The sequence below is a fragment of the Pseudomonas orientalis genome (genome assembly GCF_022807995.1).
Classification (GTDB): Bacteria; Pseudomonadota; Gammaproteobacteria; order Pseudomonadales; family Pseudomonadaceae; genus Aquipseudomonas; species Aquipseudomonas orientalis_B.
On record NZ_CP094351.1, the window covers coordinates 1,506,824 to 1,530,161 of the forward strand.

A 23,338-nucleotide genomic window follows, 5' to 3' on the forward strand; every position below is an offset into this window, starting at 1 on the left:
CTCCAATAATAATGGCGACCCCAGGTCGCTGGCCCGCCCTCGGTGTGGAATAAAAATAATGAATCAGCCCTCTGTCGGTACTACCCTGGACGTGCAGTCCTTCATCAATGCCCAGCCCTTGTCACGCTATCAATGGCGTGTGGTGATCCTGTGTTTCCTGATTGTCTTCCTTGACGGCCTCGATACCGCCGCCATGGGTTTTATCGCGCCTGCACTGTCCCAGGACTGGGGCATCGACCGCGCCAGCCTCGGCCCGGTGATGAGCGCCGCGCTGATCGGCATGGTGTTCGGCGCGCTGGGCTCCGGCCCGCTGGCCGACCGCTTCGGGCGCAAAGGGGTGCTGGTGGGCGCGGTGCTGGTGTTCGGCGCCTTCAGCCTGGCTTCGGCCTACAGCACCAATGTCGACCAACTGCTGGTGCTGCGCTTCCTGACGGGCCTGGGCCTGGGCGCCGGCATGCCCAATGCCACCACGCTGCTGTCGGAATACACCCCCGAGCGGCACAAGTCGCTGCTGGTGACCAGCATGTTCTGCGGCTTCAACCTGGGCATGGCCGGTGGCGGGTTTATCTCGGCCAAGTTGATCCCGGCGTTCGGCTGGCACAGCCTGTTGCTGATCGGTGGCGTCCTGCCGTTGATCCTGGCCGCGGTGCTGCTGGTGTGGTTGCCGGAATCGGCGCGTTATCTGGTGGTGCGCAACCGTGGCACCGACAAGGTACGCAAGACCCTGTCACCGATTGAGCCAGGCATTGTCGCCCAGGCCAGTGGCTTCAGCGTGCCGGAGCAACAGACCGTCAAGGCGCGCAACGTGTTCGCGGTGATTTTTTCCGGCACTTACAGCGCCGGCACCCTGTTGCTGTGGCTCACCTATTTCATGGGCCTGGTGATCGTTTACCTGCTCACCAGTTGGCTGCCCACCCTGATGCGCGACAGCGGCGCCAGCATGGAGCAGGCCGCCTTTATCGGTGCCTTGTTCCAGTTTGGCGGCGTTCTGAGCGCAGTCGGTGTGGGCTGGGCGATGGACCGGTTCAATCCGCACAAGGTGATTGGCACCTTCTACCTGCTGGCGGGGGTATTTGCCTACGCGGTCGGGCAAAGCCTGGGCAATATCACGCTGTTGGCGACCCTGGTGCTGATTGCCGGGATGTGCGTCAACGGTGCGCAGTCGGCCATGCCCTCGCTGGCTGCACGCTTCTACCCCACCCAGGGCCGCGCCACCGGTGTGTCGTGGATGCTCGGCATTGGCCGTTTCGGTGCAATTCTCGGTGCGTGGATGGGCGCGACCTTGCTGGGCCTGGGCTGGAACTTCGAGCAGGTGCTGACGGCGCTGGTGATTCCGGCGGCGTTGGCTACGGCAGCGGTGGTCATCAAAGGCATGGTCAGCCACGCCGACGCGACCTGACCTCTGGCGCAGTTGAAAAATGTGGGAGGGGGCTTGCCCCCGATGGCGGTGGGTCAGCTTGATGATTGCTGACTGATACACCGCCATCGGGGGCAAGCCCCCTCCCACAGTTGATAGCGTCGTTTCAAGAAAAATCAGCCAGGCAACAATGCGTTCGATAACCGAACACTGAGTCGATTATCGGATTGTTCGGCCCATTTCCCCGGCTTAACCTTCATGCACTTCGGCGCCACCTCAGCGCCTTTTTCGATCAACACCGGGAGCCCAACCCCATGGCTGAAATTCTCACCCTGCGTGATGCGGTCAAGCGCTTCGTGAGCGACGGCGATACCGTCGCTCTCGAAGGCTTCACTCACCTGATCCCCACGGCCGCAGGTCATGAAATCATTCGTCAGGGCAAGAAAGACTTGACGCTGGTGCGTATGACGCCTGACCTGATCTACGACCAGTTGATCGGTGCCGGCTGTGCACGCAAGCTGATTTTTTCCTGGGGCGGCAACCCGGGCGTGGGTTCCCTGCATCGTCTGCGCGACGCGGTGGAAAAGCAGTGGCCGCAGCCGCTGGAGATCGAAGAACACAGCCATGCCGACCTGGCCAACGCCTACGTCGCCGGCGCCTCCGGTCTGCCGTTTGCGGTGCTGCGGGCCTACGCCGGTTCCGACTTGCCCAAGGTCAACCCGCTGATTAAGACCGTCACGTGCCCCTTCACGAACGAGGTGCTGGCGGCCGTGCCGTCGGTACGCCCGGATGTGACAGTGATCCATGCGCAGAAGGCCGACCGCAAGGGCAACGTGCTGCTGTGGGGCATTCTCGGGGTGCAGAAGGAGGCGGCCCTGGCGGCCAAGCGCTGCATCGTGACCGTGGAGGAAATCGTCGATGACCTGAACGCACCGATGAACAGCTGCGTGCTACCGACCTGGGCCCTGACCGCCGTGTGCCATGTGCCCGGCGGCGCGCACCCGTCCTACGCCCACGGCTACAACGAGCGGGACAACCGTTTCTACCAGGCGTGGGACCCGATTGCCCGCGACCGTGGGACCTTTACCGCCTGGATCGACGAATTCATCCACGGCACTGCTGATTTCAGCGAGTTCCAGGCCAAGCTGGCCGCCGCGCAGGAGGCCAGGTAATGACCTACTCGACTAATGAAATGATGACCGTCGCGGCCGCGCGCCGCCTCAAGAACGGCTCGGTGTGCTTCGTCGGCATCGGCCTGCCGTCCAAGGCGGCCAACCTGGCGCGCCTGACCTCCTCGCCCGACGTGGTGCTGATCTACGAGTCCGGCCCGATTGGCGCCAAGCCATCGGTGCTGCCGCTGTCCATCGGTGACGGTGAGCTGGCGGAAACCGCCGATACCGTGGTGCCCACCGGTGAGATCTTTCGCTATTGGCTGCAGGGCGGGCGTATCGACGTGGGTTTTCTCGGCGCGGCCCAGGTTGACCGTTTCGGCAATATCAACACCACGGTAGTTGGTGATTATCACCAGCCCAAGGTGCGTTTGCCGGGTGCCGGCGGCGCGCCGGAGATCGCAGGTTCCGCCAAAAGCGTGTTGATCATCCTCAAGCAGTCATCCCGCTCGTTTGTCGACAAACTGGACTTCATCACCTCGGTCGGCCACGGCGAAGGCGGGGATTCGCGCAAACGCCTGGGGCTGCCGGGCGCCGGCCCGGTCGGCATCATTACCGACCTGTGCATCATGGAGCCGGAAGAGGGCACCCATGAGTTCGTGGTCACCGCATTGCACCCTGGGGTGAGCCGCGAGCAAGTGATAGCGGCGACCGGCTGGGCCATTCGTTTTGCCGACCAGGTCGAGGTGACCGCCGAACCGACTGAGGTTGAGTTGAACGCCCTGCGTGACCTCGAAGCACGTACCGCAGCTGCCCACGGCCAAGCACCGGGAGAAGCCTGATGCGCGAGGTCTTTATCTGTGACGCCATCCGCACCCCCATCGGCCGCTTCGGTGGTGGCTTGTCCACGGTGCGCGCCGATGACCTGGCGGCCTTGCCGATCAAGGCGCTGATCGAGCGCAACCCAAGGGTAGACTGGACCGCGGTGGATGAAGTGTTCCTCGGCTGTGCCAACCAGGCCGGCGAAGATAACCGCAACGTGGCACGCATGGCGCTGCTGCTGGCCGGCCTGCCGGAGAGTATTCCCGGCGTGACCCTCAACCGTTTGTGCGCTTCGGGCATGGACGCCATCGGCACTGCCTTTCGTGCGATTGCCAGCGGTGAAATGGAGCTGGCAATTGCCGGCGGCGTCGAGTCGATGTCCCGTGCGCCGTTCGTGATGGGCAAGGCCGACGCCGCGTTTTCGCGCAACATGAAGCTGGAAGACACCACCATTGGCTGGCGCTTCATCAACCCGTTGATGAAAGCCCAATACGGCGTGGATGCGATGCCGCAGACCGCCGATAACGTTGCCGACGACTACAAGGTGTCCCGCGCCGACCAGGACGCGTTCGCCCTGCGCAGCCAGCAACGTACGGCTGCCGCACAGGCCGCCGGATTCTTTGCCGAAGAGATTGTGCCGGTGCGGGTCGCCCATAAGAAAGGCGAAACCCTAGTGGAGCATGATGAGCATCCACGGGACACGACCCTGGACGCCCTGGCCAAACTCAAGCCGGTCAACGGGCCGGACAAGACCGTCACCGCCGGCAATGCGTCGGGTGTGAATGATGGCGCCGCCGCGCTGATTCTGGCCTCGGCCGACGCGGTGAAAAAACACGGACTCACCGCCCGCGCCCGCGTATTGGGCATGGCCAGTGCCGGTGTGGCCCCGCGCGTGATGGGGATCGGCCCGGTGCCGGCGGTGCGCAAGCTGGTGGAACGCCTCGGTCTGGCGGTCACCGACTTCGACGTCATCGAACTCAACGAAGCCTTCGCCAGCCAGGGCCTGGCCGTGCTGCGCGAACTGGGTATCGCCGACGATGCGCCGCAGGTCAACCCCAACGGCGGCGCTATCGCCCTGGGCCATCCCCTGGGCATGAGCGGTGCGCGGTTGGTACTGACAGCCCTGCACCAGCTGGAAAAAACCGGTGGCCGCAAAGGCCTGGCGACCATGTGCGTGGGCGTTGGCCAAGGCCTGGCCCTGGCGATTGAACGCGTCTGATAAAAGAGGATTGCTGCATGAATGACAAGCCCGGTTACCGGCGCCCGCAAGCGGGCACGCAACCTGATTACCTGCACCCGGCCTACCAGTCGACGAACTTGCGCTCGCCGTCCCAGCCGTTGGTGTTCCTGCCCCATTCGTTGTCGGAAATTACCGGCCCGACTATCGGCGCCGAACGGATCAGCGAGAAAGACAACGACCTCACCGCCCAGCATGAAGGCGAGCCCCAGGGCGAACGCATCATCATTCACGGGCGTGTGCTGGATGAAAACGGCCTGCCGGTGCCGGGCATTCTCGTGGAGATCTGGCAGGCCAACGCCGCCGGTCGCTACAACCACAAGCGCGACCTGCACGATGCGCCGCTGGACCCGAACTTCACCGGCACCGGGCGCACCGTCACCGACGCCGAGGGCTGGTACCAGTTCCAGACCATCAAGCCCGGCGCCTACCCGTGGGGCAACCACCACAACGCGTGGCGTCCGGCGCATATCCATTTTTCGCTGTTCGGGCCCAGCGTACTGACGCGGCTGGTGACGCAAATGTACTTCCCCGGCGACCCGCTGCTCGAATACGACCCGATCTACAACTGCGTGCCGGACACCCGCGCCAAGCAACGCCTGATCGCCAGCTTCGATCTGGAAAAAACCATTCCTTCCTATGCCCTCGGCTACCGCTGGGACATCGTCCTGCGCGGCCGCGACGCCACGCCGATGGAGAAATGAGATGAGCCTTTATGCAACCACGTCCCACACCGTCGGGCCGTACTACCACATTGGCCTGACCTGGCTGAACCGCGAAGACCTGACCGTCGCCGCCACCCTGGGCGAGCGGGTGGCAATCAGCGGGCAGGTGGTGGATGGCAACGGTGATGTGGTCAACGACGCCATGCTTGAAGTCTGGCAGGCCAATGCCGCCGGCAAGTACGACCATCCGGAAGACGAGCAGGACAAAGCGCTGGATCCCAACTTCGAAGGCTTTGGCCGCGTGCCGGTGGATGCCGAGGGGCGGTTTCGCTTTACCACCATCAAGCCGGGCAGTGTGCCCGGGCTTCAAGGCACCACCCAGGCGCCGCACCTGGTGGTGCTGGTGTTTGCGCGTGGGTTGGTGAAGCACTTGCTGACGCGGATCTATTTTGACGGTGAGGCATTGAATGGGGATGACCCATTGCTGGCGTGTGTGCCGGCGCAGCGTCGTAGCACGCTGATTGCCAAGGCGGATGCGGCTGGGGTTTATCAGTGGGATGTGGTTTTGCAGGGGACAGACAGGGAAACGGTGTTTTTCGATTATTGAGTTGGCTGTAGGGCCCTATCGGGGGCAAGCCCCCTCCCACACTTGAATGTATTCACAAATCAAAATGTGGGAGGGGGCTTGCCCCCGATGGGGCCCTTACAAGCACTCCATAGCCAAAAGTCTGCTTGCATGACACGGTTGTTGCAAAGTATGTCTAGGCTATAACCGTTCCCACTGAGTAAAAACCATGACAACAAAAACCAGTCACTACACCGGAGAAGAACGCAGCAAACGGATTTTTGCGATTGTCGGTGCGTCCTCCGGCAACCTGGTCGAATGGTTCGACTTCTATGTCTATGCCTTCTGTGCCATTTACTTTGCCCCGGCGTTTTTTCCCTCGGACGACCCCACGGTGCAGTTGCTCAACACCGCCGGCGTGTTCGCCGCCGGGTTCCTGATGCGCCCGATCGGCGGCTGGCTGTTTGGCCGGGTGGCCGACAAACATGGCCGCAAGAATTCCATGATGATCTCGGTGCTGATGATGTGCGCCGGTTCCCTGGTCATCGCCTTCCTGCCGACCTACAAGGATATCGGCGCCTGGGCCCCGGCGCTGCTGCTGGTGGCGCGGCTGTTCCAGGGGTTGTCGGTGGGGGGCGAATACGGCACCACGGCCACTTACATGAGCGAAGTGGCGCTCAAGGGCCAGCGCGGTTTCTTCGCCTCGTTCCAGTACGTGACCCTGATCGGCGGGCAACTGCTGGCGGTGCTGGTGGTGGTGATCCTGCAGCAGATCCTCACGGAGGAAGAATTGCGTGCCTGGGGCTGGCGCATTCCGTTCGTGATCGGCGCCATTGCGGCGGTGATTTCCCTGTTGCTGCGCCGCACCCTCAAGGAAACCACCAGCAAGGAAATGCGCGAAGACAAGGACGCCGGCAGTATCGTCGCGCTGTTCCGTGACCACGGCAAAGCCTTCATCACCGTGCTGGGCTACACCGCCGGCGGCTCGCTGATTTTCTATACGTTCACCACCTACATGCAGAAGTACCTGGTGAACACTGTCGGTATGCACGCCAAGACCGCCAGCTACATCATGACCGGCGCGCTGTTTTTGTACATGTGCATGCAGCCGCTGTTCGGCATGCTCGCCGACAAGATCGGCCGTCGTAATTCCATGCTCTGGTTCGCCGGCCTCGGCACGCTGTTCACGGTGCCGATCCTGCTCACCCTGAAAACCGTGACCAGTCCGTTCCTGGCCTTTGTCCTGATCACGCTGGCCCTGGCGATCGTCAGCTTCTATACCTCCATCAGCGGCCTGGTCAAAGCCGAAATGTTCCCGCCCCAGGTGCGTGCATTGGGCGTTGGCCTGGCGTATGCGGTAGCCAACGCGGTGTTCGGCGGTTCGGCGGAAGTGGTCGCGTTGAGCCTGAAGTCCATCGGTATGGAAAACACCTTCTACTGGTACGTCACTGCGATGATGGCGGTGGCTTTCCTGTTCAGCTTACGCCTGCCGAAACAGGCGGCGTACCTGCATCACGATCTGTAAGGGATGAGTTATGACACTGCGCACGAGCAACCAACTGTTCGACGCCTACTTCACCGCTGACAGCATGGCCGAGGTGTTCTGTGACCAGGGCCGCTTGCAGGGCATGCTGGATTTCGAGGCCGCGCTGGCCCGGGCCGAGGCCCAGGTCGGGTTGATCCCGCAGGCCGCCGTGGCGCCGATTGCCCAGGCCTGCCTGGCATCGTTGTATGACGTCGATGCGCTCAGCGTGGCCATTGCCACGGCGGGCAACTCGGCGATTCCAGTGGTCAAGGCGCTGGGCAAGCTGATTGCTGCCGAGGATGCCGGGGCCGAGCGCTATGTGCACCTGGGGGCAACCAGCCAGGATGTGATGGACACCGGCCTGGTGTTGCAACTACGCCGGGCGCTGGAGCTAATCGAAGCGGACCTGGCTCGCCTGGGCGACGTACTGGCGTCCCAGGCGCAGCGGCATGCGATGACACCTCTGGCGGGGCGCACCTGGCTGCAACACGCCACGCCCGTCACTCTGGGCATGAAGATCGCCGGCTGGCTGGGCGCGGTGACGCGCAGTCGCCAGCGCCTGGTGGAATTGAAACCGCGTTTGCTGGTGCTGCAATTCGGCGGTGCGTCGGGCACCCTGGCCGCGCTCGGCGAGCAGGCCATGGCGGTGGCGCAGGCCTTGGCCGCCGAGCTGCAGCTGGCTTTGCCCGAGCAGCCGTGGCATACGCAGCGTGATCGTCTGGTGGAGTTCGCCAGCGTGCTCGGCCTGATCGCCGGCAGCCTTGGCAAGCTGGGCCGCGACATCAGCCTGTTGATGCAAACCGAGGCGGCGGAAGTGTTCGAGCCCTCGGCGCCGGGCAAGGGCGGCTCTTCGACCATGCCGCACAAGCGCAATCCGGTCGGCGCCGCCGTGCTGATCAGCGCTGCGACCCGTGTGCCCGGTCTGGTGGCGACGATGTTCAGTGCCATGCCCCAGGAGCACGAACGCAGCCTGGGACTGTGGCATGCCGAATGGGAAACCTTGCCGCAGATCTGCCGATTGGTCTCGGGGGCACTGGAACAGGCGCTGCTGGTCAGCGAAGGGTTGGAGGTGGATGCCGAGCGCATGGCCCGTAATCTCGACCTGACCCAGGGCCTGGTACTGGCCGAAGCCGTCAGCAGCGTGCTGGCCCAACGCCTGGGTCGTGAAACCGCGCACCACCTGCTCGAGCAGTGCTGCAAACGCGCGGTCGCCGAGCAGCGGCATTTGCGTGCCGTGCTGGCGGACCAGCCGCAGGTCACTGCCCAGTTGTCGTCGGCCGAACTGGACCGTCTGCTCGACCCGGCCAACTATTTGGGCCAGGCCCATACCTGGGTCAGCCGCGCCGTGACCGAACACTTTGCATTGACCGCGTAAGGAGAACGCTATGGCTTTCGTACAACTCGCCGAGGGCGAACTGCATTACCAGTTCGATGGGCCTGCCGATGCACCGGTTCTGGTGCTGTCCAACTCCCTGGGCACCGACCTGCATATGTGGGACATCCAGATCCCGGCATTCACCCGGCATTTTCGCGTGCTGCGCTTGGATACCCGCGGCCATGGCAAATCTCTGGTCACCGAGGGGCCCTACCGCATCGAACAATTGGGCGAGGATGTGATCGCGCTGATGGATGCGCTGAATATTCAGCGCGCGCATTTTTGCGGGCTGTCCATGGGCGGGCTCATCGGCCAATGGTTGGGCATCCACGCCGGCACGCGGCTGAACCGCCTGGTGCTCTGCAACACCGCCGCCAACATCGGCACGCCTGAGGTGTGGAACCCGCGTATCGAAACGGTATTGCGCGATGGCGCCGCCGCGATGGCCGCGTTGCGCGATGCCTCGATTGCGCGCTGGTTCACCGCCGATTTTGCCGCGGCCAACCCGCACCAGGCCGAGCAGATCACCGACATGCTCGCGGCCACCTCGCCCCAAGGATATGCCGCCAACTGTGCGGCGGTGCGCGATGCGGATTTCCGTCAGCAATTGGCGTCGATCAAAGTGCCAACGCTGGTGATTGCCGGCACCGAAGACGCGGTGACACCGCCAGCCGGCGGACACTTTATCCAGAACCATGTAAAGGGTGCCGAATACGCCGAGTTCTATGCGGCGCATCTGTCCAATGTGCAAGCCGGCGCTGCCTTCAGCGACCGCGTGATTGAATTTCTGCTGGGCCGCTGAGGAGCTTTTCGTGGACGAGAAACAACGGTATGCCGAGGGCCTGCAAGTGCGCCGCGAAGTGCTGGGCGACGCCCATGTCGAGCGCAGCCTCAATGCCCTGACCGAATTCAACAGCGAGTTCCAGGACATGATCACCCGTCATGCCTGGGGCGATATCTGGACCCGCCCAGGTTTGCCACGGCACACCCGCAGCCTGATCACCATCGCCATGCTGATCGGCATGAACCGCAGCGAAGAGCTGAAGCTGCATTTACGGGCCGCCGCCAGCAACGGCGTGACCCGTGCCGAGATCAAGGAAGTGCTGATGCAGAGTGCGATTTACTGCGGGATACCGGCGGCGAATGCGACGTTCCATCTGGCCGAGTCGGTGTGGGATGAGTTGGGTATCGAATCGCACCAACCCTGAATTGAAATGCGCTCAAAGTGTGGGAGGGGGCTTGCCCTGATGCCGTCTGTAGGAGCGAGCTTGCTCGCGAAAAACTCACAGGCACCGCGTTCATTCAGAAAGTACGCGTTATCGTTGACGTTTTTCGCGAGCAAGCTCGCTCCTACAGGGGATCTTCATTGACTGTAGACCTCAGTTGGAATCGGCATCCCACAGCCAATTCCACACCCCTGGCAGATGCACCGGCTCGTTCACCTCCTTGACCGTGCGTGCCAGCGCTGCGCGTTGCAGGGTGGCGGTATCGGTGTAGAAGGGCTCGGTGGCGGTCTTGAGGCCGTTGATGCGGGCGCTGTCCATCAGGATCTGCAGGTACTCCTGCATATGCCGTGCGGTGTAGCGGTTGATGTCATGGAAGGTCACCACCACCGGTATCACGCCGTCCACCGTCGGCAACTCACCCAATGCGATGCGCTCACGCACCACTGACAGCTGGCGGTAGAGATTGGCGCGACGGCGTGGGCTGCCATTGAAGCCCCAGATCTTGCCGTCATTGGCACTCAGGTCGGTCAACAGAACCTGCATGCCGTGGCGCTGGTAGGCGGCGAACGTGCGACGATCGTAGTTCCAGAACGGTGGCCGTACCAGCAGGGGCGGCGTGCCGGTGATGGCGGCAATGTCCGCGGCGCCTTGGCTCAGGGTGCGTTCCAGTTCGGCGTCATTGAGCCAGCGATGGTTGGTATGAAACGCCGTCGCCGTGTGGAAGGCCAGCACATGGCCGGCGGCATGCTCACGCACCAGGGTCTTGCGGCCCCGCGCGCTGCCCCCTGAACGGGCGGCTTCGGTCTGCACAAAGAACACCGCCTTGATCCCCGGCAATACCGGGTTATGAGCCAGATCGGCCACCACCGAACGGCTCGGGTTGTTGTAGCCCGAGGCACTCGGGCCGTCATCGAAGGTCAGCAGGAAGCGGATCGGCGCCCGGGCTTGCAGACGTTGCTCGGTCTGCGGCGTCAGGGCGATGGGCGAACCGATACAGCCGCCCAGAGTCAGGGCCAGGGCGAACACTGCGATTGCTGAGGCGAAGGTTTTCATGCTGTGCGCGGGCCCGAATGAGAGGCCGCTGCTGGGGCGATCGGCAGCGGCAGGCGCGCACCATACAGTAACTGCGGCGCCGGTTTACAGCAGACTTATCGGGTAGCTGACGATCAACCGGTTTTCATCGAACTCATTGTTGCTGTAGTCGCGCCGCATGCTCGAATTGCGCCAGCGCAAGGTCAGGTTTTTCAGGCTGCCGCTTTGCACGGTGTAGCCCAATTCGCTTTCGCGGCCCCACTCCTTGCCGTCGGTCACCGTGCCGGTGTGCACGTTGCTGCCGCTGATATAGCGGTTCATCAGGGTAAGGCCGGGTACACCAAGGGCCGCGAAGTTGTAGTCGTGGCGAACCTGCCAGGATTTTTCCTCGGCGTTGTCATAGCTCGAGTTATAGCTGTCGTTGGACAGGGTGCCGCCGCTGGTGCCGTTGACACGCATCCAGGCGCTGTCGCCGGTGAGCTTTTGCAGGCCGACGTAGAAGGTGTTGCCGCCGTACCTGGCAGAAAACAGGCCGGACCAGGTCTTGTTGTCCAGGCTGCCGGCGCGGGCGCTGCCGTCGTCCTTGCCGTAGAAGAAGCCCAGGTTGGCGCCCAGGGTCCAGTCGCCCACGGGCTGGCTGTGGATCAGGTTGACGAACTGCTGGCGGTAGATGTCCTTGAGCTGGGCATTCCACACCCCGACTTGGGTGCGTTTGTCGTTGAAGGCGTATTCGGCGCCCTGGAAGTTGAAGCGGTCGGAGGTGAAGGCGGTTTTGCCGGTCATCGACAGGTCGCGCATGCTGCTGTCGTCCCGTGGGCTGTTCGCTCGAAACTGACCGCCATACAGGGTCAGGCCGTCGATTTCCTTGGACGTGATCTGGCCGCCACGCAAGGTTTGCGGCAACGAGCGGCCATCGTCCGAACGCAGGATCGGCAGCACCGGCATCCATTCGCCAACTTTCACTTCGGTCCTGGAAAAACGCGCCTTGAACGCCACGCCCAGGCGACCGAACGCATCGGCTGGGCGCCCGTCGTGATCCAGCGGCAATAACTGCGTGCCGCCGGTGCCGCGCCCGCCATCGAGCTTGAGCGAGTACAAGCCCAGCACGTCCACCCCGAAGCCGACGGTGCCTTGAGTGAACCCGGACTTGGCATCGAGGATGAAGCTTTGCGTCCACTCCTGCGCGCCGCCCTGGGTTTTGGTCGGGTTGGTGTAGTTGCGGTTGAAGAAAAAATTACGCAGGTTGAGGTTGGCGCTGGCGTCTTCGAGAAAGCCGTGTTCTTCGGCCAAAGCGGGGAGGGCAAGACTGCTGACAACGCTGGCCAGCAGGAGCTGGCGCGGATGGAAAGTGCTCATGGTGTCGGACCTGTTGTTATTGGGGTTATGCAGGTGGCCGCCATGGTGCTGGGTGCCGCGGGGGCGATGAAAGTGGGGCAGAGCGGGTTGTGGGCGGTGATCGAACGTAAGTTGGCAATTAAAAACCAGGCATAAAAAACCGCTTCCGGGGAAGCGGTTTTTTTACAACGGGGCTATCAGAACAACTTAAGCGGCGGTGCTTCTTCTTTCACCGGCTCATTTTTCGCGGTCTGCTCGTTCCAGCCACCGCCGAGAGCCTTGTACAAGTTGACCTCGCTGGTCAGCTGCGCCAGGCGGTCGGTGATCAGCGACTGCTGGGCACTGAACAGTTGGCGCTGGGCGTCGAGGAAGGTCAGGTTGCTGTCCACACCGATACGGTAGCGACGCTCGGCCAGGCGGTAGTAATCCTGGTTGGCGGCGACGAAACCACGTTGGGCGTCCAGTTGCTGCTTGTAGGTCGCCCGCGCGGCGAGGCCGTCGGAAACTTCCTGGAAGCCGGTCTGAATGGCCTTCTCGTAGTTGGCCACGTTGATCTCTTTCTGGATCTTCGAGTAGTCCAGGCTTGCGCGCAGGCTACCGGCGTTGAAGATCGGGATGTTGATCTGCGGTGCGAACGACCAGGTGCCCGAGCCGCCCTTGAACAGGCCGCCCAGGTTCGGGCTGGCGGTACCGGCGCTGGCGGTCAGGCTGATGCTCGGGAAGAACGCCGCGCGGGCCGCACCGATGTTGGCGTTGGCAGCCTTGAGGTTGTACTCGGCCTGCACGATATCGGGACGCCGTTGCAGCAGGTCCGACGGCAGGCCGGCCGGTACTTCGCTGAGCAGGTCATCGGACAGTGGCTTGCTGGCGATATTCGCCGGCAGGCCGGTGCCCAGCAGCAGGGTCAGGCTGTTTTCGTCCTGGGCCACCTGGCGCGTATAGCGGGCAAGCTGCACCCGGGCGTTTTCCACCGAGGTGCGCGCCTGGCTGAGGTCCAGGGCCGAGGCCACGCCGACTTCGTTGCTGCGCGAGGTCAGCTTGAAGCTCTGCTCGAACGCGCCGAGGGTGTCCTGGGTCAGCTTGAGCAGTTCCTTGTCGGCCTGCCAGGTCAGGTAGGCATTGGCCACACTGGCCACCAGGCTGATCTGGGTGCTGCGCCGCGCTTCTTCGGTGGCGAAGTACTTCTGCAGTGCTTCTTCACTGAGGCTGCGCACGCGGCCGAACAGGTCCAGCTCATAAGAGCTGATCCCCAGGCCCGCCGAGTATTGGCTGGAAATGTTCGATTCACCGGTCTGCGACAGCCGCGCCGGGGTACGCGAGCGGGTGCCGTTGCCGGTGGCCGAGACGGCCGGGAACAGGTCGGCACGCTGGATCTGGTACTGCGCCGCATAGGCGTCGATGTTCAGGGCCGCGACGCGCAGGTCACGGTTGTTCACCAGCGCGGTCTGGATCAGCTGTTGCAGGGCAGGGTCATGGAAAAACTGCTTCCAGCCTTGCTCGGCGGCAGCCTGGCCCGGCGCCTGGGCCGACGAATACGCCGGCCCCTGCGGGAACTGCGCCGCTACCGGCGCTTCGGGGCGCTGGTAGTCAGGGATCAGCGAGCAGCCACTGAGCACGAAGGCGGTGACGGCTAAGGAAAGTAGCGACTTGCTCATTGGCCAGCCTCTTTAGGAGTTTCAGTGGTGTCTTTCTTTTTACGTTCGCCGGCGGAGGACACGGTTGCGTAGAACAACGGCACCCAGAAGATCGCCAGCACCGTTGCCGTGATCATACCGCCGATCACGCCGGTACCGATTGCATGCTGGCTGCCCGAGCCTGCTCCGGTGGAAATCGCCAGCGGCAATACGCCGAGCACGAACGCCATGGACGTCATGATGATCGGGCGCAGACGCATGCGGGACGCCTCGATGGCCGCCTCGACAATGCCCTTGCCTTGCTCGTGAAGCTCCTTGGCGAACTCCACGATCAGGATGGCGTTCTTCGCCGCCAGGCCCACCGTGACCAGCAAGCCTACCTGGAAGAACACGTCATTGGACAAGCCGCGCATGCTGGTGGCAATCAGCGCACCGATCACACCCAGCGGCACGACCAGAATCACCGCAATCGGGATCGACCAGCTTTCATACAAGGCCGCCAGGCACAGGAACACCACCAGCAACGACAGGGCATACAGCGCAGGCGCCTGGGAGCCGGACAGACGTTCTTCGTACGACAGGCCCGTCCAGGCATAGCCGATGCCGGCCGGCAGTTCCTTGGCAATGCGCTCGACTTCCGCCATTGCGTCACCGGTACTGTAGCCAGGCGCCGGCGTGCCGAGGATTTCCATGGCCGCTACACCGTTGTAACGCGAGAGCTTGGGCGAGCCGTAGATCCACTTGCCCGACGAGATGGCCGACAGCGGCACCATCTTCCCGGAGTCGGCGCGCACGTACCATTTGTCCAGGTCTTCCGGCGACATACGGCTGGCGGCATCACCTTGCACATACACCTTCTTCACCCGACCACGGTCGATGAAGTCGTTGATGTAGCTGCCGCCCAACGCGATGGCCAGGGTCTGCTGGATGTCCGACAGGCTGATGCCCTGGGCGCTGGCTTTCTCGTCATCGACGGTCAGTTCGTACTGCGGCTCATCGTTCACGCCGTTGGGCCGCACGCCCGCCAGGATCTTGCTCTGGGCCGCCGCACCGAGGAACTGGTTACGCGCTGCCATCAGCTTGTCATGGCCGACGCCACCCTGGTCCTGCAGGAACACGTCGAAGCCTGTGGCGTTACCCAGTTCCAGGACCGAAGGCGGCACGATGGCAAATACCATGGCGTCCTTGAAGGCCCCGAAGAAGTAACCCTGGGCGCGCTTGGCCACTTCGAACACCGACTGGGATGAATCGCGCTCGTCCCACGGCTTGAGCATCACGAATGCCAGCCCCGAGCTCTGGCCGCGACCGGCGAAGTTGAAACCGTTTACGGTAAATACCGATTTCACGGCCTTGCCTTCGCCCGGCTCGCCTTCCTTGTCATGCAGCAGGAAGGCGCGCATGTCGTCGATGACTTTTTGCGTACGCTCGGCTGAGGCGCCCACCGGTGTCTGTACCTGGGCAAAGATCACGCCCTGGTCTTCCTCAGGCAGGAACGCGCTCGGAATACGGGTGAACATCCAGATCATGCCGGCCAGGATCAGCGCATACACGATGAAAGCCGGGATCTTGTGCTTGATCATGCCGCCCACGCCGCGCTCGTACTTGAGTACGCCGCTGTCGAAGGTGCGGTTGAACCAGCCGAAGAAGCCGCGCTTGGGTTGGCCGTGCTTTTCCGGATCGATCGCCTTGAGCATGGTGGCGCACAGGGCCGGGGTGAAGATCAGGGCAACCAGTACCGACAACGCCATCGCCGACACGATGGTGATGGAGAACTGGCGGTAGATCACCCCGGTGGAGCCGCCGAAGAAGGCCATCGGCAGCAATACCGCCGAGAGTACCAGGGCAATACCCACCAGGGCGCCCTGGATCTGGCCCATGGATTTGATGGTCGCTTCCTTGGGCGACAGGTGCTCCTCGGCCATGACCCGTTCGACGTTTTCCACCACCACGATGGCATCGTCCACCAGCAGGCCGATGGCCAGGATCATGCCGAACATGGTCAGGGTGTTGATGGTGAAACCGAACGCCGCCAGGATCCCGAAGGTCCCCAGCAATACCACCGGAACGGTCATGGTGGTGATGATGGTGGCGCGGAAGTTCTGCAGGAACAGGAACATCACCAGGAACACCAGCACGATCGCTTCGACCAGGGTGTGCACCACACCGGAGATCGATTCGGTCACCACCGGGGTGGTGTCGTACGGCACCACGGCTTTCATGCCAGGCGGGAAGAACGGTTCCAGGGACGCCACGGTGGCGCGGATCGCTTTGCCGGTGTCCAGGGCGTTCGCCCCGGCGGCCAGCTTGATCGCCATACCGGACGCCGGCTTGCCGTTGAACTGCGCGCTGATGCTGTAGTTCTGGCCGCCCAGTTCAATACGCGCAACGTCGCCCAGGCGCACCTGCGAGCCGTCGGCGTTCACCTTCATCAGGATCTTGGCGAACTCTTCGGCGCTTTGCAGGCGGGTCTTGCCGATAATCGTGGCGTTCAGTTGAGTGCCGGGCAGGGCGGGCAGGCCGCCCAGTTGACCGGTGGCCACCTGCACGTTCTGGGCCTTGATGGCGTTGCTGACATCCACCGGCGTGAGCTGGAAGTTGTTCAGCTTGGCCGGGTCGAGCCAGATACGCATGGCGTACTGCGAACCGAAGACCTGGAAGTCACCCACACCCGAGGTACGGGAAATCGGGTCCTGGATATTGGACACGATGTAGTTGGAGAGGTCGTCCTTGGTCATGCTGCCGTCTTCCGACACCAGACCGATCACCATCAGGAAGTTCTTCACCGACTTGGTCACGCGGATACCCTGCTGCTGCACTTCTTGCGGCAGCAGTGGGGTCGCCAGGTTCAGCTTGTTCTGCACCTGAACCTGGGCGATGTCCGGGTTGGTACCCTGGTTGAACGTCGCGGTGATGGTCATGCTGCCGTCGGAGTTACTGTCCGAGGCCACATAGCGCAGGTTGTCGATACCGTTGAGCTGCTGCTCGATGACCTGCACCACGGTGTCTTGCACGGTTTGTGCGGACGCGCCCGGGTAGGTCACTTGGATATCAATGGCGGTTGGCGCAATGGCCGGGTATTGGTTGATGGGCAGCTTCAGGATCGACAGTGCCCCGACCAGCATGATCACCAGGGCAATTACCCAGGCAAAAATGGGACGGTCGATAAAAAATTTCGACATGGATTACTCCCCTTTGCCGGCAGCGGCAGCAGGAGCGGCGGAACCGGCGGGCTTGGCGTTGCCCGCTTCAGTGACCTTCACCTCGGCGCCCGGCTTGACGTACTGCAAACCTTCGGTGATGACGCGATCACCCGCGTTGAGGCCTTTCTCCACCAGCCAGTAGGCGCCGGCGGTACGGTTGGCCACCAGTTCACGCTGCTCGACCTTGTTGTCGGCATTGACGATCAGGGCCGTCGGGGTGCCCTTGAGGTCACGGGTCACGCCCTGTTGCGGCGCGAGAATGGCCTTGCTGTTCACACCGGCTTGCAACTGGGCGTGTACGAACATCCCCGGCAGCAGCACATGGTCAGGGTTGGGGAACACAGCGCGCAGGGTCACGGAACCGGTGGTCTGGTCGACCGACACTTCGGAGAATTCCAGTTTGCCTTGCTGGCCGTAGTCGCTGCCGTCTTCCAGGGTCAGCTTGACCATGGCGGCGTTGTCACCGGCTTTCTGCAACTGGCCGCTTTCCAGGTCGCGACGCAGTTTCAGCATTTCGGCCGAGGACTGGGTGACGTCGACGTAGATCGGGTCCAGTTGCTGGATCACGGCCATGGCATCGGTCTGGCCGTTGTTGACCAGCGCGCCTTCGGTGACCGCGGAACGGCCGATACGCCCGGAGATCGGGGCGAACACCTTGGTGTAGCGCACATTGATCTGCGCGCTCTGCAGGTCGGCTTCGGCGGTCATGCGGTCGGCGACGGCGGTGTCGTATTCCTGGCGGCTGACAGCTTGCTCATCGACCAGTTGCTTGTAGCGATCGGTGATCGACTTGGTCTGCGTCAGCTTGGCCTGGGCGCTCTTGAGCGTGGCTTCATACACCGACGGATCGATCTGGTAGAGCTGCTGCCCTTCCTTCACGTCCGCGCCTTCCTTGAACAGGCGCTTGAGAATGATGCCGTTCACCTGAGGACGCACTTCGGCAATGCGGTAGGCCGTGGTGCGGCCCGGCAGCTCGGTGGTCAGGGTGAAGGCTTGCGGTTGAATAGTGACCACGCCGACCTGAGGGGTTTGAGCGGGCGGAGCCGCTTCTTCCTTTTTACATCCGCTGAGCAGCGATGCCAGGGCGACGGCAGTGACCAGAGCGGTAACAGCTGGCTTAAGTTGCATGAAGATCCTCGGGTCAGGCGCGCAGAGTGCGCACAAGAAGTGTGGAAGGGTAAAAAACAAGCCGTGAGTGGATAAGTAGCTTGCTACGCAATATACTTACGTTCATGGTTGTTTGTAAACTCTTGACAGGCTCGGCGCAATGTTGACAAAGCAATGCCCAAAGCCTCGATTTTAGTACGTTCGGCGCCCATGACGGTGTCGTCCCACAATTATTCAGATGATCGTTCACGTCTATTAACGTTGCGTTAACGATAGTCCCCAGTGTTCTGATTGAGGTTTTACTGCCATGGTTCGTCGCACCAAAGAGGAAGCTCAGGAAACCCGCAGCCAGATCCTCCAAGCCGCCGAGCAAGCCTTTTATGAACGTGGCGTTGCACGGACCACGCTGGCGGACATCGCCGCCCTGGCCGGCGTGACGCGCGGTGCCATCTACTGGCACTTCAGTAACAAGTCCGATTTGCTGCAGGCCCTGCTCGACACGCTGCACGAACCCCTGGACGAGTTGGCCCGGGCGAGTGAAAGCGAGGATGAAGTCGACCCGTTGGGGTGCATGCGCAAGCTGCTGATTCATCTCTATCATCAAGTGGCCCTGGACCCGAAAACCCGGCGCATCAACGAAATCCTGTTTCATAAGTGCGAGTTCACCGATGAAATGTGTGACATGCGCCGCCAGCGCCAGGCCCATAGCCTGGAGTGCAACCTGCGCATCGGCCTGACGTTGCGTAACGCGGTGCATCGCGGTCAATTACCCGAAAGTCTTGATACCAACCGTGCTGCGGTGTGCATTCATGCCTATATCCACGGCCTCATCGGCCAGTGGCTGCTGGTGCCTGACAGCTTTCAATTGCATCAGGACGCCGAGCGCTGGGTGGACGCAGGGCTGGACATGCTGCGCCTGAGCCCCAGCCTGCGCAATTGAGACAAAATGCGTAATTGCGACCAGTTGTGTCAACAGTAAAGCCCAAGGACGGTCAATCGTCCTTCTGCCTGATTTGTGGGGTGACTTTATATACGGGCTGGCGGGCGGTTGATAGGTAGCCGCCTAAGTATTTTGTAGCGATATTGTTGCGGTTCTGTGAAGTGATGTTTCCAAGACGAAACATGCGGTCAAAAATGTGGGAGGGGGCTTGCTCCCGATGGCGGTGTGTCAGTCACTGATGGGTTGACTGAACCACTGCTATCGGGGGCAAGCCCCCTCCCACATTGGTTTGTGTTTCAGTTAATTAGATCGGCAGGGTTGGGTAGTCGATATAGCCGACCGGGCCTTTGCCATAGAAGGTTTCCGGGTGCGGCTCGTTCAACGGCGCATCGGCCTTCAGGCGCGCCGGCAGGTCCGGGTTGGCAATGAACGGTATGCCGAAGGCCACGGCGTCGGCCTTGCCGGCGGCCAGCCAGGCGTTGGCGCTGTCCTTGGTGAAGCGTTCGTTGGCGATGTACACGCCGCCGAAGGCTTTTTTCAGCTGTGGGCCGAGGCTGTCCGCGCCTTCTTTTTCCCGGGAGCAGATGAAGGCGATACCACGTTTGCCCAGTTCGCTGGCGACGTAGGTGAAGGTTTCCGCCAGGTTGTCGTCGCCCATGTCGTGGGCGTCGGCACGCGGTGCCAGGTGTACGCCCACGCGGCCGGCGCCCCAGACTTCGATAGCGGCGTCGGTCACTTCCAGCAACAGGCGCGCACGGTTCTCCAGGGAGCCGCCGTACTGGTCGGTGCGCTGGTTGGTGCTGCTTTGCAGGAACTGGTCGAGCAGGTAGCCGTTGGCGCCGTGGATTTCCACGCCGTCGAAACCGGCGGCCTTGGCGTTTTCGGCGCCGGTGCGGTAAGCGTCGACGATGTCGGCGATTTCAGCGGTTTCCAGGGCGCGCGGGGTAGGGTAGTCGGCCAGCGGGCGCACCAGGCTGACGTGGCCTTTGGCCTGGATCGCGCTCGGCGCCACCGGGGTTTCGCCATTGAGGTACGACTCATGGGAGATGCGGCCGACGTGCCACAGTTGCAGGAAGATCTTGCCGCCTGCGCCGTGCACAGCCTTGGTGATGTTGGCCCAGCCGCGCACCTGGTCGTTGGACCAGATGCCCGGCGTGTCCGGGTAACCCACACCCATCGGCGTTACGGAAGTGGCTTCGCTGAGGATCAGCCCGGCGGATGCGCGCTGCACGTAATACTCGGCCATCAGTGCGTTGGGCACGCGGCCTTCATCGGCACGGCAGCGGGTCAGCGGCGCCATGATGATGCGGTTCGACAGTTCGAGGTCGCCCAGTTTTATCGGATCGAAAATAGTCGTCATGGAAAGCACCTTCCTCTTCAAGTTGATCAGTTGGTCGCGGGGGCCAGGTCGGCATTGCCGTTCTGGCGGAAAGTAATCAGGGTCACCAGCAGTGCAAGCATCATGAGCAATGAGAGCGGGATTTGCGGCTCCTTATTGCAGCTCAGTAGCGCTGAGTTCGGTGATGAGCGCTGCGAGGAAGGCTTGGATCGTTTCTTCGTTGCGTCTGAAAAAGTGCCACTGTCCGGCTTTCTGGCTGGTGATCAGGCCCGCCCGTTGCAACGTGGCCAAGTGGGCCGACACGGTCGACTGGGACAAGCCGCAGCGCTGGTCGATCTGCCCGGCGCAAATGCCGTATTCGTGGTTGTGCAGTTGCTCGGGGAACTGCACTTTCGGGTCTTTCAGCCAGGTGAGGATGTCTCGTCGTACCGGGTGCGCCAGGGCTTTTATTAGTTCGTCGAGGTCGATGGACATGGCAGGATGCTCGGTGTCGTAAAACGTTATATCGCGATGAGGCGAACTTTAAATCGTCGCATCCCGATATACCAATATGATTTTGATCTGATATCAGTGTGAATCGGTATATCGGGTTATAACGATATGTGGGCGGCGGTGGTAGACTGCGCGCCATGAATTATCTCGCACATCTGCACCTGGGCGGCCAACTTCCTGCGCAATTGCTGGGCAGCCTTTATGGCGACTTCGTCAAAGGCCGCCTGCAGGGCCAGTTCAGCCCGCAAATCGAAGCGGCGATCCAGTTGCATCGCTCCATTGACCGGTTCACCGACAGCCACCCCTTGGTAGGGGCAGCGTTGTCGCGCTTCAGCCTGACCCGCAGGCGCTATGCCGGGATTGTGCTCGACGTGTTTTTCGATCATTGCCTGGCGCGGGATTGGGCGCTGTATGCCGACCAGCCGCTGGAGCGCTTCACCGCGCAGGTGTACCGCGTGCTCGCCGCAGAGCCCGCGTTGCCGGGCCGGCTGGCGCAGATTGCGCCGTATATGGCGGCGGATGATTGGCTAGGCTCGTACCGCGAGTTTGCGGTGATGGAGCCGGTGTTGCGCGGGATTTCGCGGCGGTTGACGGACTCTGAAGCGCTGGGATTTGCGATGCGTGAGTTGCGCGAGCTTTACGAGCCTTTGAGTGAGGATTTCCGGGTTTTCTACCCCCAATTACAGAGCTTTGCACATATCCAACTGACCACTGAGATCTAAATGTGGGAGGGGGCAAGCCCCCTCCCACATTTGGAGTGTGTTCACAGAGTTCAGGCGGCGAACGCTGGTCGAGCAGCCACTGGCTCAGCTTCCGGCAAAGGCCCGAACAACGCCTTCTGCACCGCCTGCTGCGCCTGGTAGGCCAGCGCCGCGCGTTCCTGCCCGGCGCAGGCTATCGGCTTGAGCAGATGAATCTGCACATCGCCCTGGTCATTGCCAAACAGCCGCATCAAGTGCGACAGCAAATCGTCATCGCCAATGAACGGCGCCAGTGAGTCCACCTGGCCGTCGCGCAAATAACGGATCGCCACCGGTTGCAGCGACACATCCGCATCGATCGCACTGGCCAGCAAGCGTCCGTGAAAGGTGCGCAGGCTGCGCCCGTCGGTGGTGGTGCCTTCGGGGAACATCAGCAGCGGGTGCTGTTGTTCCAGATGACGGGTCATCTGCTTGCGGATCAGCTGGCTGTCACCCGCGCCGCGACGAATGAACAGGCTGCCGGCCTTGGCCGCCAACCAGCCGGCCACCGGCCAGGTGCGCACTTCGGCCTTGGACAAAAACGACATCGGTGCCACTGCGCCCAGCAACGGAATATCCGTCCAGGACACATGATTGCTCACCCACAACATCGGCGTTTGCGGCACCTCGCCGTGCACCGTCACGCGAAAGGGCAGGGCATTGGTCAGCCGTGCCATGAAGAATCGCGACCAACGCTGGCGCCGCACCATCGAGTTGGCCACCCCCAGGCGCTCGAACAGGCCAAACACACTGGCCATGCTCAAGCCCAGCGCCACCACCACCAGCACCCGGGCGATGCGCCCGTACACGCGCAGGCGGTCCATTACATCGCCGCCTTGAAGTGGCGCGCATAGCGCGGGCACAGCTGATCGCGCTTGAGCAGGATGAACACGTCGGCCACCTGGAAGTCTTCGTCCCAGCACGGTTCGCCGCAGATTTTCGCCCCCAGGCGCATATAGGCCTTGAGCAGCGGCGGCATTTCGGCGATGACGTTGGAGGGCAGGTCCAGGGCCGGCAGCGGTTTTTTCGGTTCGGCGCGCAGGTGCTCGTTGCACAGGTAGCGTTCGCGCAAGCGCTGCATGATCGCGTGGGCCTGGATGCCGCCGTCGTGCATCGGGATGCTCGCGCAGCCCATCAGGTAGCTGTAGCCGCCCTGGTTGAGCACCTCGGCCAACTCACCCCACAACACCGCGATGGTGCCGCCGTTGCGGTAGGCCGGGTCGACGCAGGTGCGGCCGATTTCCAGGATCGGGCCCTGCAAGTGCAGCAAGCCATGCAGGCTGAATTCTTCTTCGCTGTAGAACCGGCCCAGGGTGCTGGCGGCCTGGTGGTCGAGCAAACGGGTGGTGGCGACGAGTCGACCGCTGTTCAAATCCCGCACGCCGATGTGGCTGCAGTGAACATCATAGTCATCCATGTCCAGGCCCAGTTCCGCGCCTTTCAGCTTGGCGTTGAACTCGCCGCTGAACACGTTGAACCGCAGGGCCTGAGCTTCCTGCAAGGCCTGTGCGCCGATCAGGCGTTCGGCTTGCAGGCGGCGTTCATTGCCTTTGTCGCTGATGCGGGCGATCTGAGTCATAGCGAGTCTCCGAGTGCCGGCCAGGTTGCGGCCGGTCGACTTTGTTGTCCAAAGTCAGG

Annotated in this window: 22 protein-coding genes; 13 read left to right on the forward strand and 9 right to left on the reverse strand. The window is 62.4% G+C overall.

From position 1 onward, the window contains the following. Nucleotides 1-58 precede the first annotated feature (58 nt). From MRY17_RS06565 to pcaC, 10 genes are all read left to right on the forward strand, one after another. Nucleotides 59-1,399 carry an MFS transporter gene (locus MRY17_RS06565; protein WP_243353459.1) on the forward strand — a complete coding sequence of 447 codons (1,341 nt, stop codon included), beginning with the start codon at nt 59-61 and terminating at the stop codon, nt 1,397-1,399. Between the two features lie 272 nt (nt 1,400-1,671). Then, the gene (locus MRY17_RS06570) at nt 1,672-2,529 is read left to right on the forward strand and encodes a CoA transferase subunit A (RefSeq protein ID WP_181285161.1); all 858 of its coding nucleotides are present in this window, start codon (nt 1,672-1,674) and stop codon (nt 2,527-2,529) included. Continuing rightward, complete coding sequence (locus MRY17_RS06575; RefSeq protein WP_181285162.1) at nt 2,529-3,308, forward strand: CoA-transferase subunit beta; 780 nt, start codon at nt 2,529-2,531, stop codon at nt 3,306-3,308. Before MRY17_RS06570 ends, MRY17_RS06575 begins: the two co-directional genes overlap by 1 nt. After that, nucleotides 3,305-4,507 carry a 3-oxoadipyl-CoA thiolase gene (pcaF, locus tag MRY17_RS06580; protein WP_243353921.1) on the forward strand — a complete coding sequence of 401 codons (1,203 nt, stop codon included), beginning with the start codon at nt 3,305-3,307 and terminating at the stop codon, nt 4,505-4,507. The genes MRY17_RS06575 and pcaF overlap by 4 nt, the downstream gene beginning before the upstream one ends. A 17-nt stretch (nt 4,508-4,524) precedes the next feature. Next, the gene (gene pcaH / locus MRY17_RS06585; protein ID WP_181285163.1) at nt 4,525-5,229 is read left to right on the forward strand and encodes a protocatechuate 3,4-dioxygenase subunit beta; all 705 of its coding nucleotides are present in this window, start codon (nt 4,525-4,527) and stop codon (nt 5,227-5,229) included. Nucleotide 5,230: 1 nt separating this feature from the next. Then, on the forward strand, nt 5,231-5,797 hold the full coding sequence (pcaG, locus tag MRY17_RS06590; protein ID WP_124422710.1) for a protocatechuate 3,4-dioxygenase subunit alpha: 567 nt from the start codon (nt 5,231-5,233) through the stop codon (nt 5,795-5,797). Nucleotides 5,798-5,984: 187 nt separating this feature from the next. Then, entirely contained in the window at nt 5,985-7,280 is a 1,296-nt protein-coding gene (locus MRY17_RS06595) for an MFS family transporter (RefSeq protein WP_065932817.1), read from the forward strand. Nucleotides 7,281-7,290: 10 nt separating this feature from the next. Beyond that, nucleotides 7,291-8,655 (forward strand): 3-carboxy-cis,cis-muconate cycloisomerase, encoded by a 1,365-nt coding sequence (locus MRY17_RS06600; protein ID WP_243353460.1) that lies wholly within the window; start codon nt 7,291-7,293, stop codon nt 8,653-8,655. A gap of 10 nt (nt 8,656-8,665) precedes the next feature. After that, complete coding sequence (gene pcaD / locus MRY17_RS06605) at nt 8,666-9,457, forward strand: 3-oxoadipate enol-lactonase (protein WP_243353461.1); 792 nt, start codon at nt 8,666-8,668, stop codon at nt 9,455-9,457. 10 nt (nt 9,458-9,467) lie between these two features. Beyond that, complete coding sequence (gene pcaC, locus MRY17_RS06610; RefSeq protein ID WP_243353462.1) at nt 9,468-9,863, forward strand: 4-carboxymuconolactone decarboxylase; 396 nt, start codon at nt 9,468-9,470, stop codon at nt 9,861-9,863. A 171-nt stretch (nt 9,864-10,034) separates the two neighbouring features. On the opposite strand, the gene MRY17_RS06615 is transcribed toward pcaC, so the two are convergent. Beyond that, nucleotides 10,035-10,934, reverse strand: coding sequence for a polysaccharide deacetylase family protein (locus MRY17_RS06615; protein ID WP_243353463.1), 900 nt, complete (start codon nt 10,932-10,934; stop codon nt 10,035-10,037). Between the two features lie 84 nt (nt 10,935-11,018). Next, a complete protein-coding gene (locus MRY17_RS06620; RefSeq protein WP_243353464.1) occupies nt 11,019-12,269 on the reverse strand; it encodes an OprD family porin in 1,251 nt (416 codons plus the stop codon). Between MRY17_RS06620 and MRY17_RS06625 the strand changes: the two genes are divergently transcribed. Then, nucleotides 12,255-12,404, forward strand: coding sequence for a hypothetical protein (locus tag MRY17_RS06625; protein WP_181284858.1), 150 nt, complete (start codon nt 12,255-12,257; stop codon nt 12,402-12,404). The genes MRY17_RS06620 and MRY17_RS06625 overlap by 15 nt on opposite strands. Nucleotides 12,405-12,445: 41 nt before the next feature. Here MRY17_RS06625 and adeC read toward each other — a convergent pair whose 3' ends face one another. Genes adeC through MRY17_RS06640 form a run of 3 tightly spaced genes read right to left on the reverse strand, consistent with a single transcriptional unit; the run spans nt 12,446 to nt 18,210 of the window. After that, complete coding sequence (gene adeC, locus MRY17_RS06630) at nt 12,446-13,903, reverse strand: AdeC/AdeK/OprM family multidrug efflux complex outer membrane factor (protein ID WP_124357407.1); 1,458 nt, start codon at nt 13,901-13,903, stop codon at nt 12,446-12,448. Next, nucleotides 13,900-17,061: an efflux RND transporter permease subunit gene (locus tag MRY17_RS06635; RefSeq protein ID WP_057723120.1), complete on the reverse strand. Its 3,162-nt coding sequence runs from the start codon at nt 17,059-17,061 to the stop codon at nt 13,900-13,902. The genes adeC and MRY17_RS06635 overlap by 4 nt, the downstream gene beginning before the upstream one ends. Before the next feature lie 3 nt (nt 17,062-17,064). Then, nucleotides 17,065-18,210: an efflux RND transporter periplasmic adaptor subunit gene (locus MRY17_RS06640; RefSeq protein WP_057723119.1), complete on the reverse strand. Its 1,146-nt coding sequence runs from the start codon at nt 18,208-18,210 to the stop codon at nt 17,065-17,067. 286 nt (nt 18,211-18,496) lie between these two features. Between MRY17_RS06640 and MRY17_RS06645 the strand changes: the two genes are divergently transcribed. Continuing rightward, nucleotides 18,497-19,129: a TetR family transcriptional regulator gene (locus MRY17_RS06645; protein WP_057723118.1), complete on the forward strand. Its 633-nt coding sequence runs from the start codon at nt 18,497-18,499 to the stop codon at nt 19,127-19,129. Between the two features lie 304 nt (nt 19,130-19,433). On the opposite strand, the gene MRY17_RS06650 is transcribed toward MRY17_RS06645, so the two are convergent. Both MRY17_RS06650 and MRY17_RS06655 read right to left on the reverse strand, forming a co-directional pair. Then, nucleotides 19,434-20,489, reverse strand: a complete 1,056-nt coding sequence (locus MRY17_RS06650) for an alkene reductase (protein ID WP_124357410.1) — start codon at nt 20,487-20,489, stop codon at nt 19,434-19,436. Between the two features lie 132 nt (nt 20,490-20,621). Next, nucleotides 20,622-20,942, reverse strand: a complete 321-nt coding sequence (locus tag MRY17_RS06655) for an ArsR/SmtB family transcription factor (RefSeq protein ID WP_181284857.1) — start codon at nt 20,940-20,942, stop codon at nt 20,622-20,624. Nucleotides 20,943-21,097: 155 nt separating this feature from the next. On the opposite strand from MRY17_RS06655, the gene MRY17_RS06660 reads away from it, so the two are divergent. Continuing rightward, nucleotides 21,098-21,682, forward strand: a complete 585-nt coding sequence (locus MRY17_RS06660) for an ACP phosphodiesterase (RefSeq protein ID WP_124422721.1) — start codon at nt 21,098-21,100, stop codon at nt 21,680-21,682. Between the two features lie 50 nt (nt 21,683-21,732). On the opposite strand, the gene MRY17_RS06665 is transcribed toward MRY17_RS06660, so the two are convergent. Together MRY17_RS06665 and olsB are read right to left on the reverse strand one after the other, a co-directional pair. Then, the gene (locus MRY17_RS06665) at nt 21,733-22,524 is read right to left on the reverse strand and encodes a lysophospholipid acyltransferase family protein (protein ID WP_243353465.1); all 792 of its coding nucleotides are present in this window, start codon (nt 22,522-22,524) and stop codon (nt 21,733-21,735) included. Next, nucleotides 22,524-23,279: an L-ornithine N(alpha)-acyltransferase gene (olsB, locus tag MRY17_RS06670; RefSeq protein WP_057723105.1), complete on the reverse strand. Its 756-nt coding sequence runs from the start codon at nt 23,277-23,279 to the stop codon at nt 22,524-22,526. The genes MRY17_RS06665 and olsB overlap by 1 nt, the downstream gene beginning before the upstream one ends. Nucleotides 23,280-23,338: the final 59 nt, after the last annotated feature.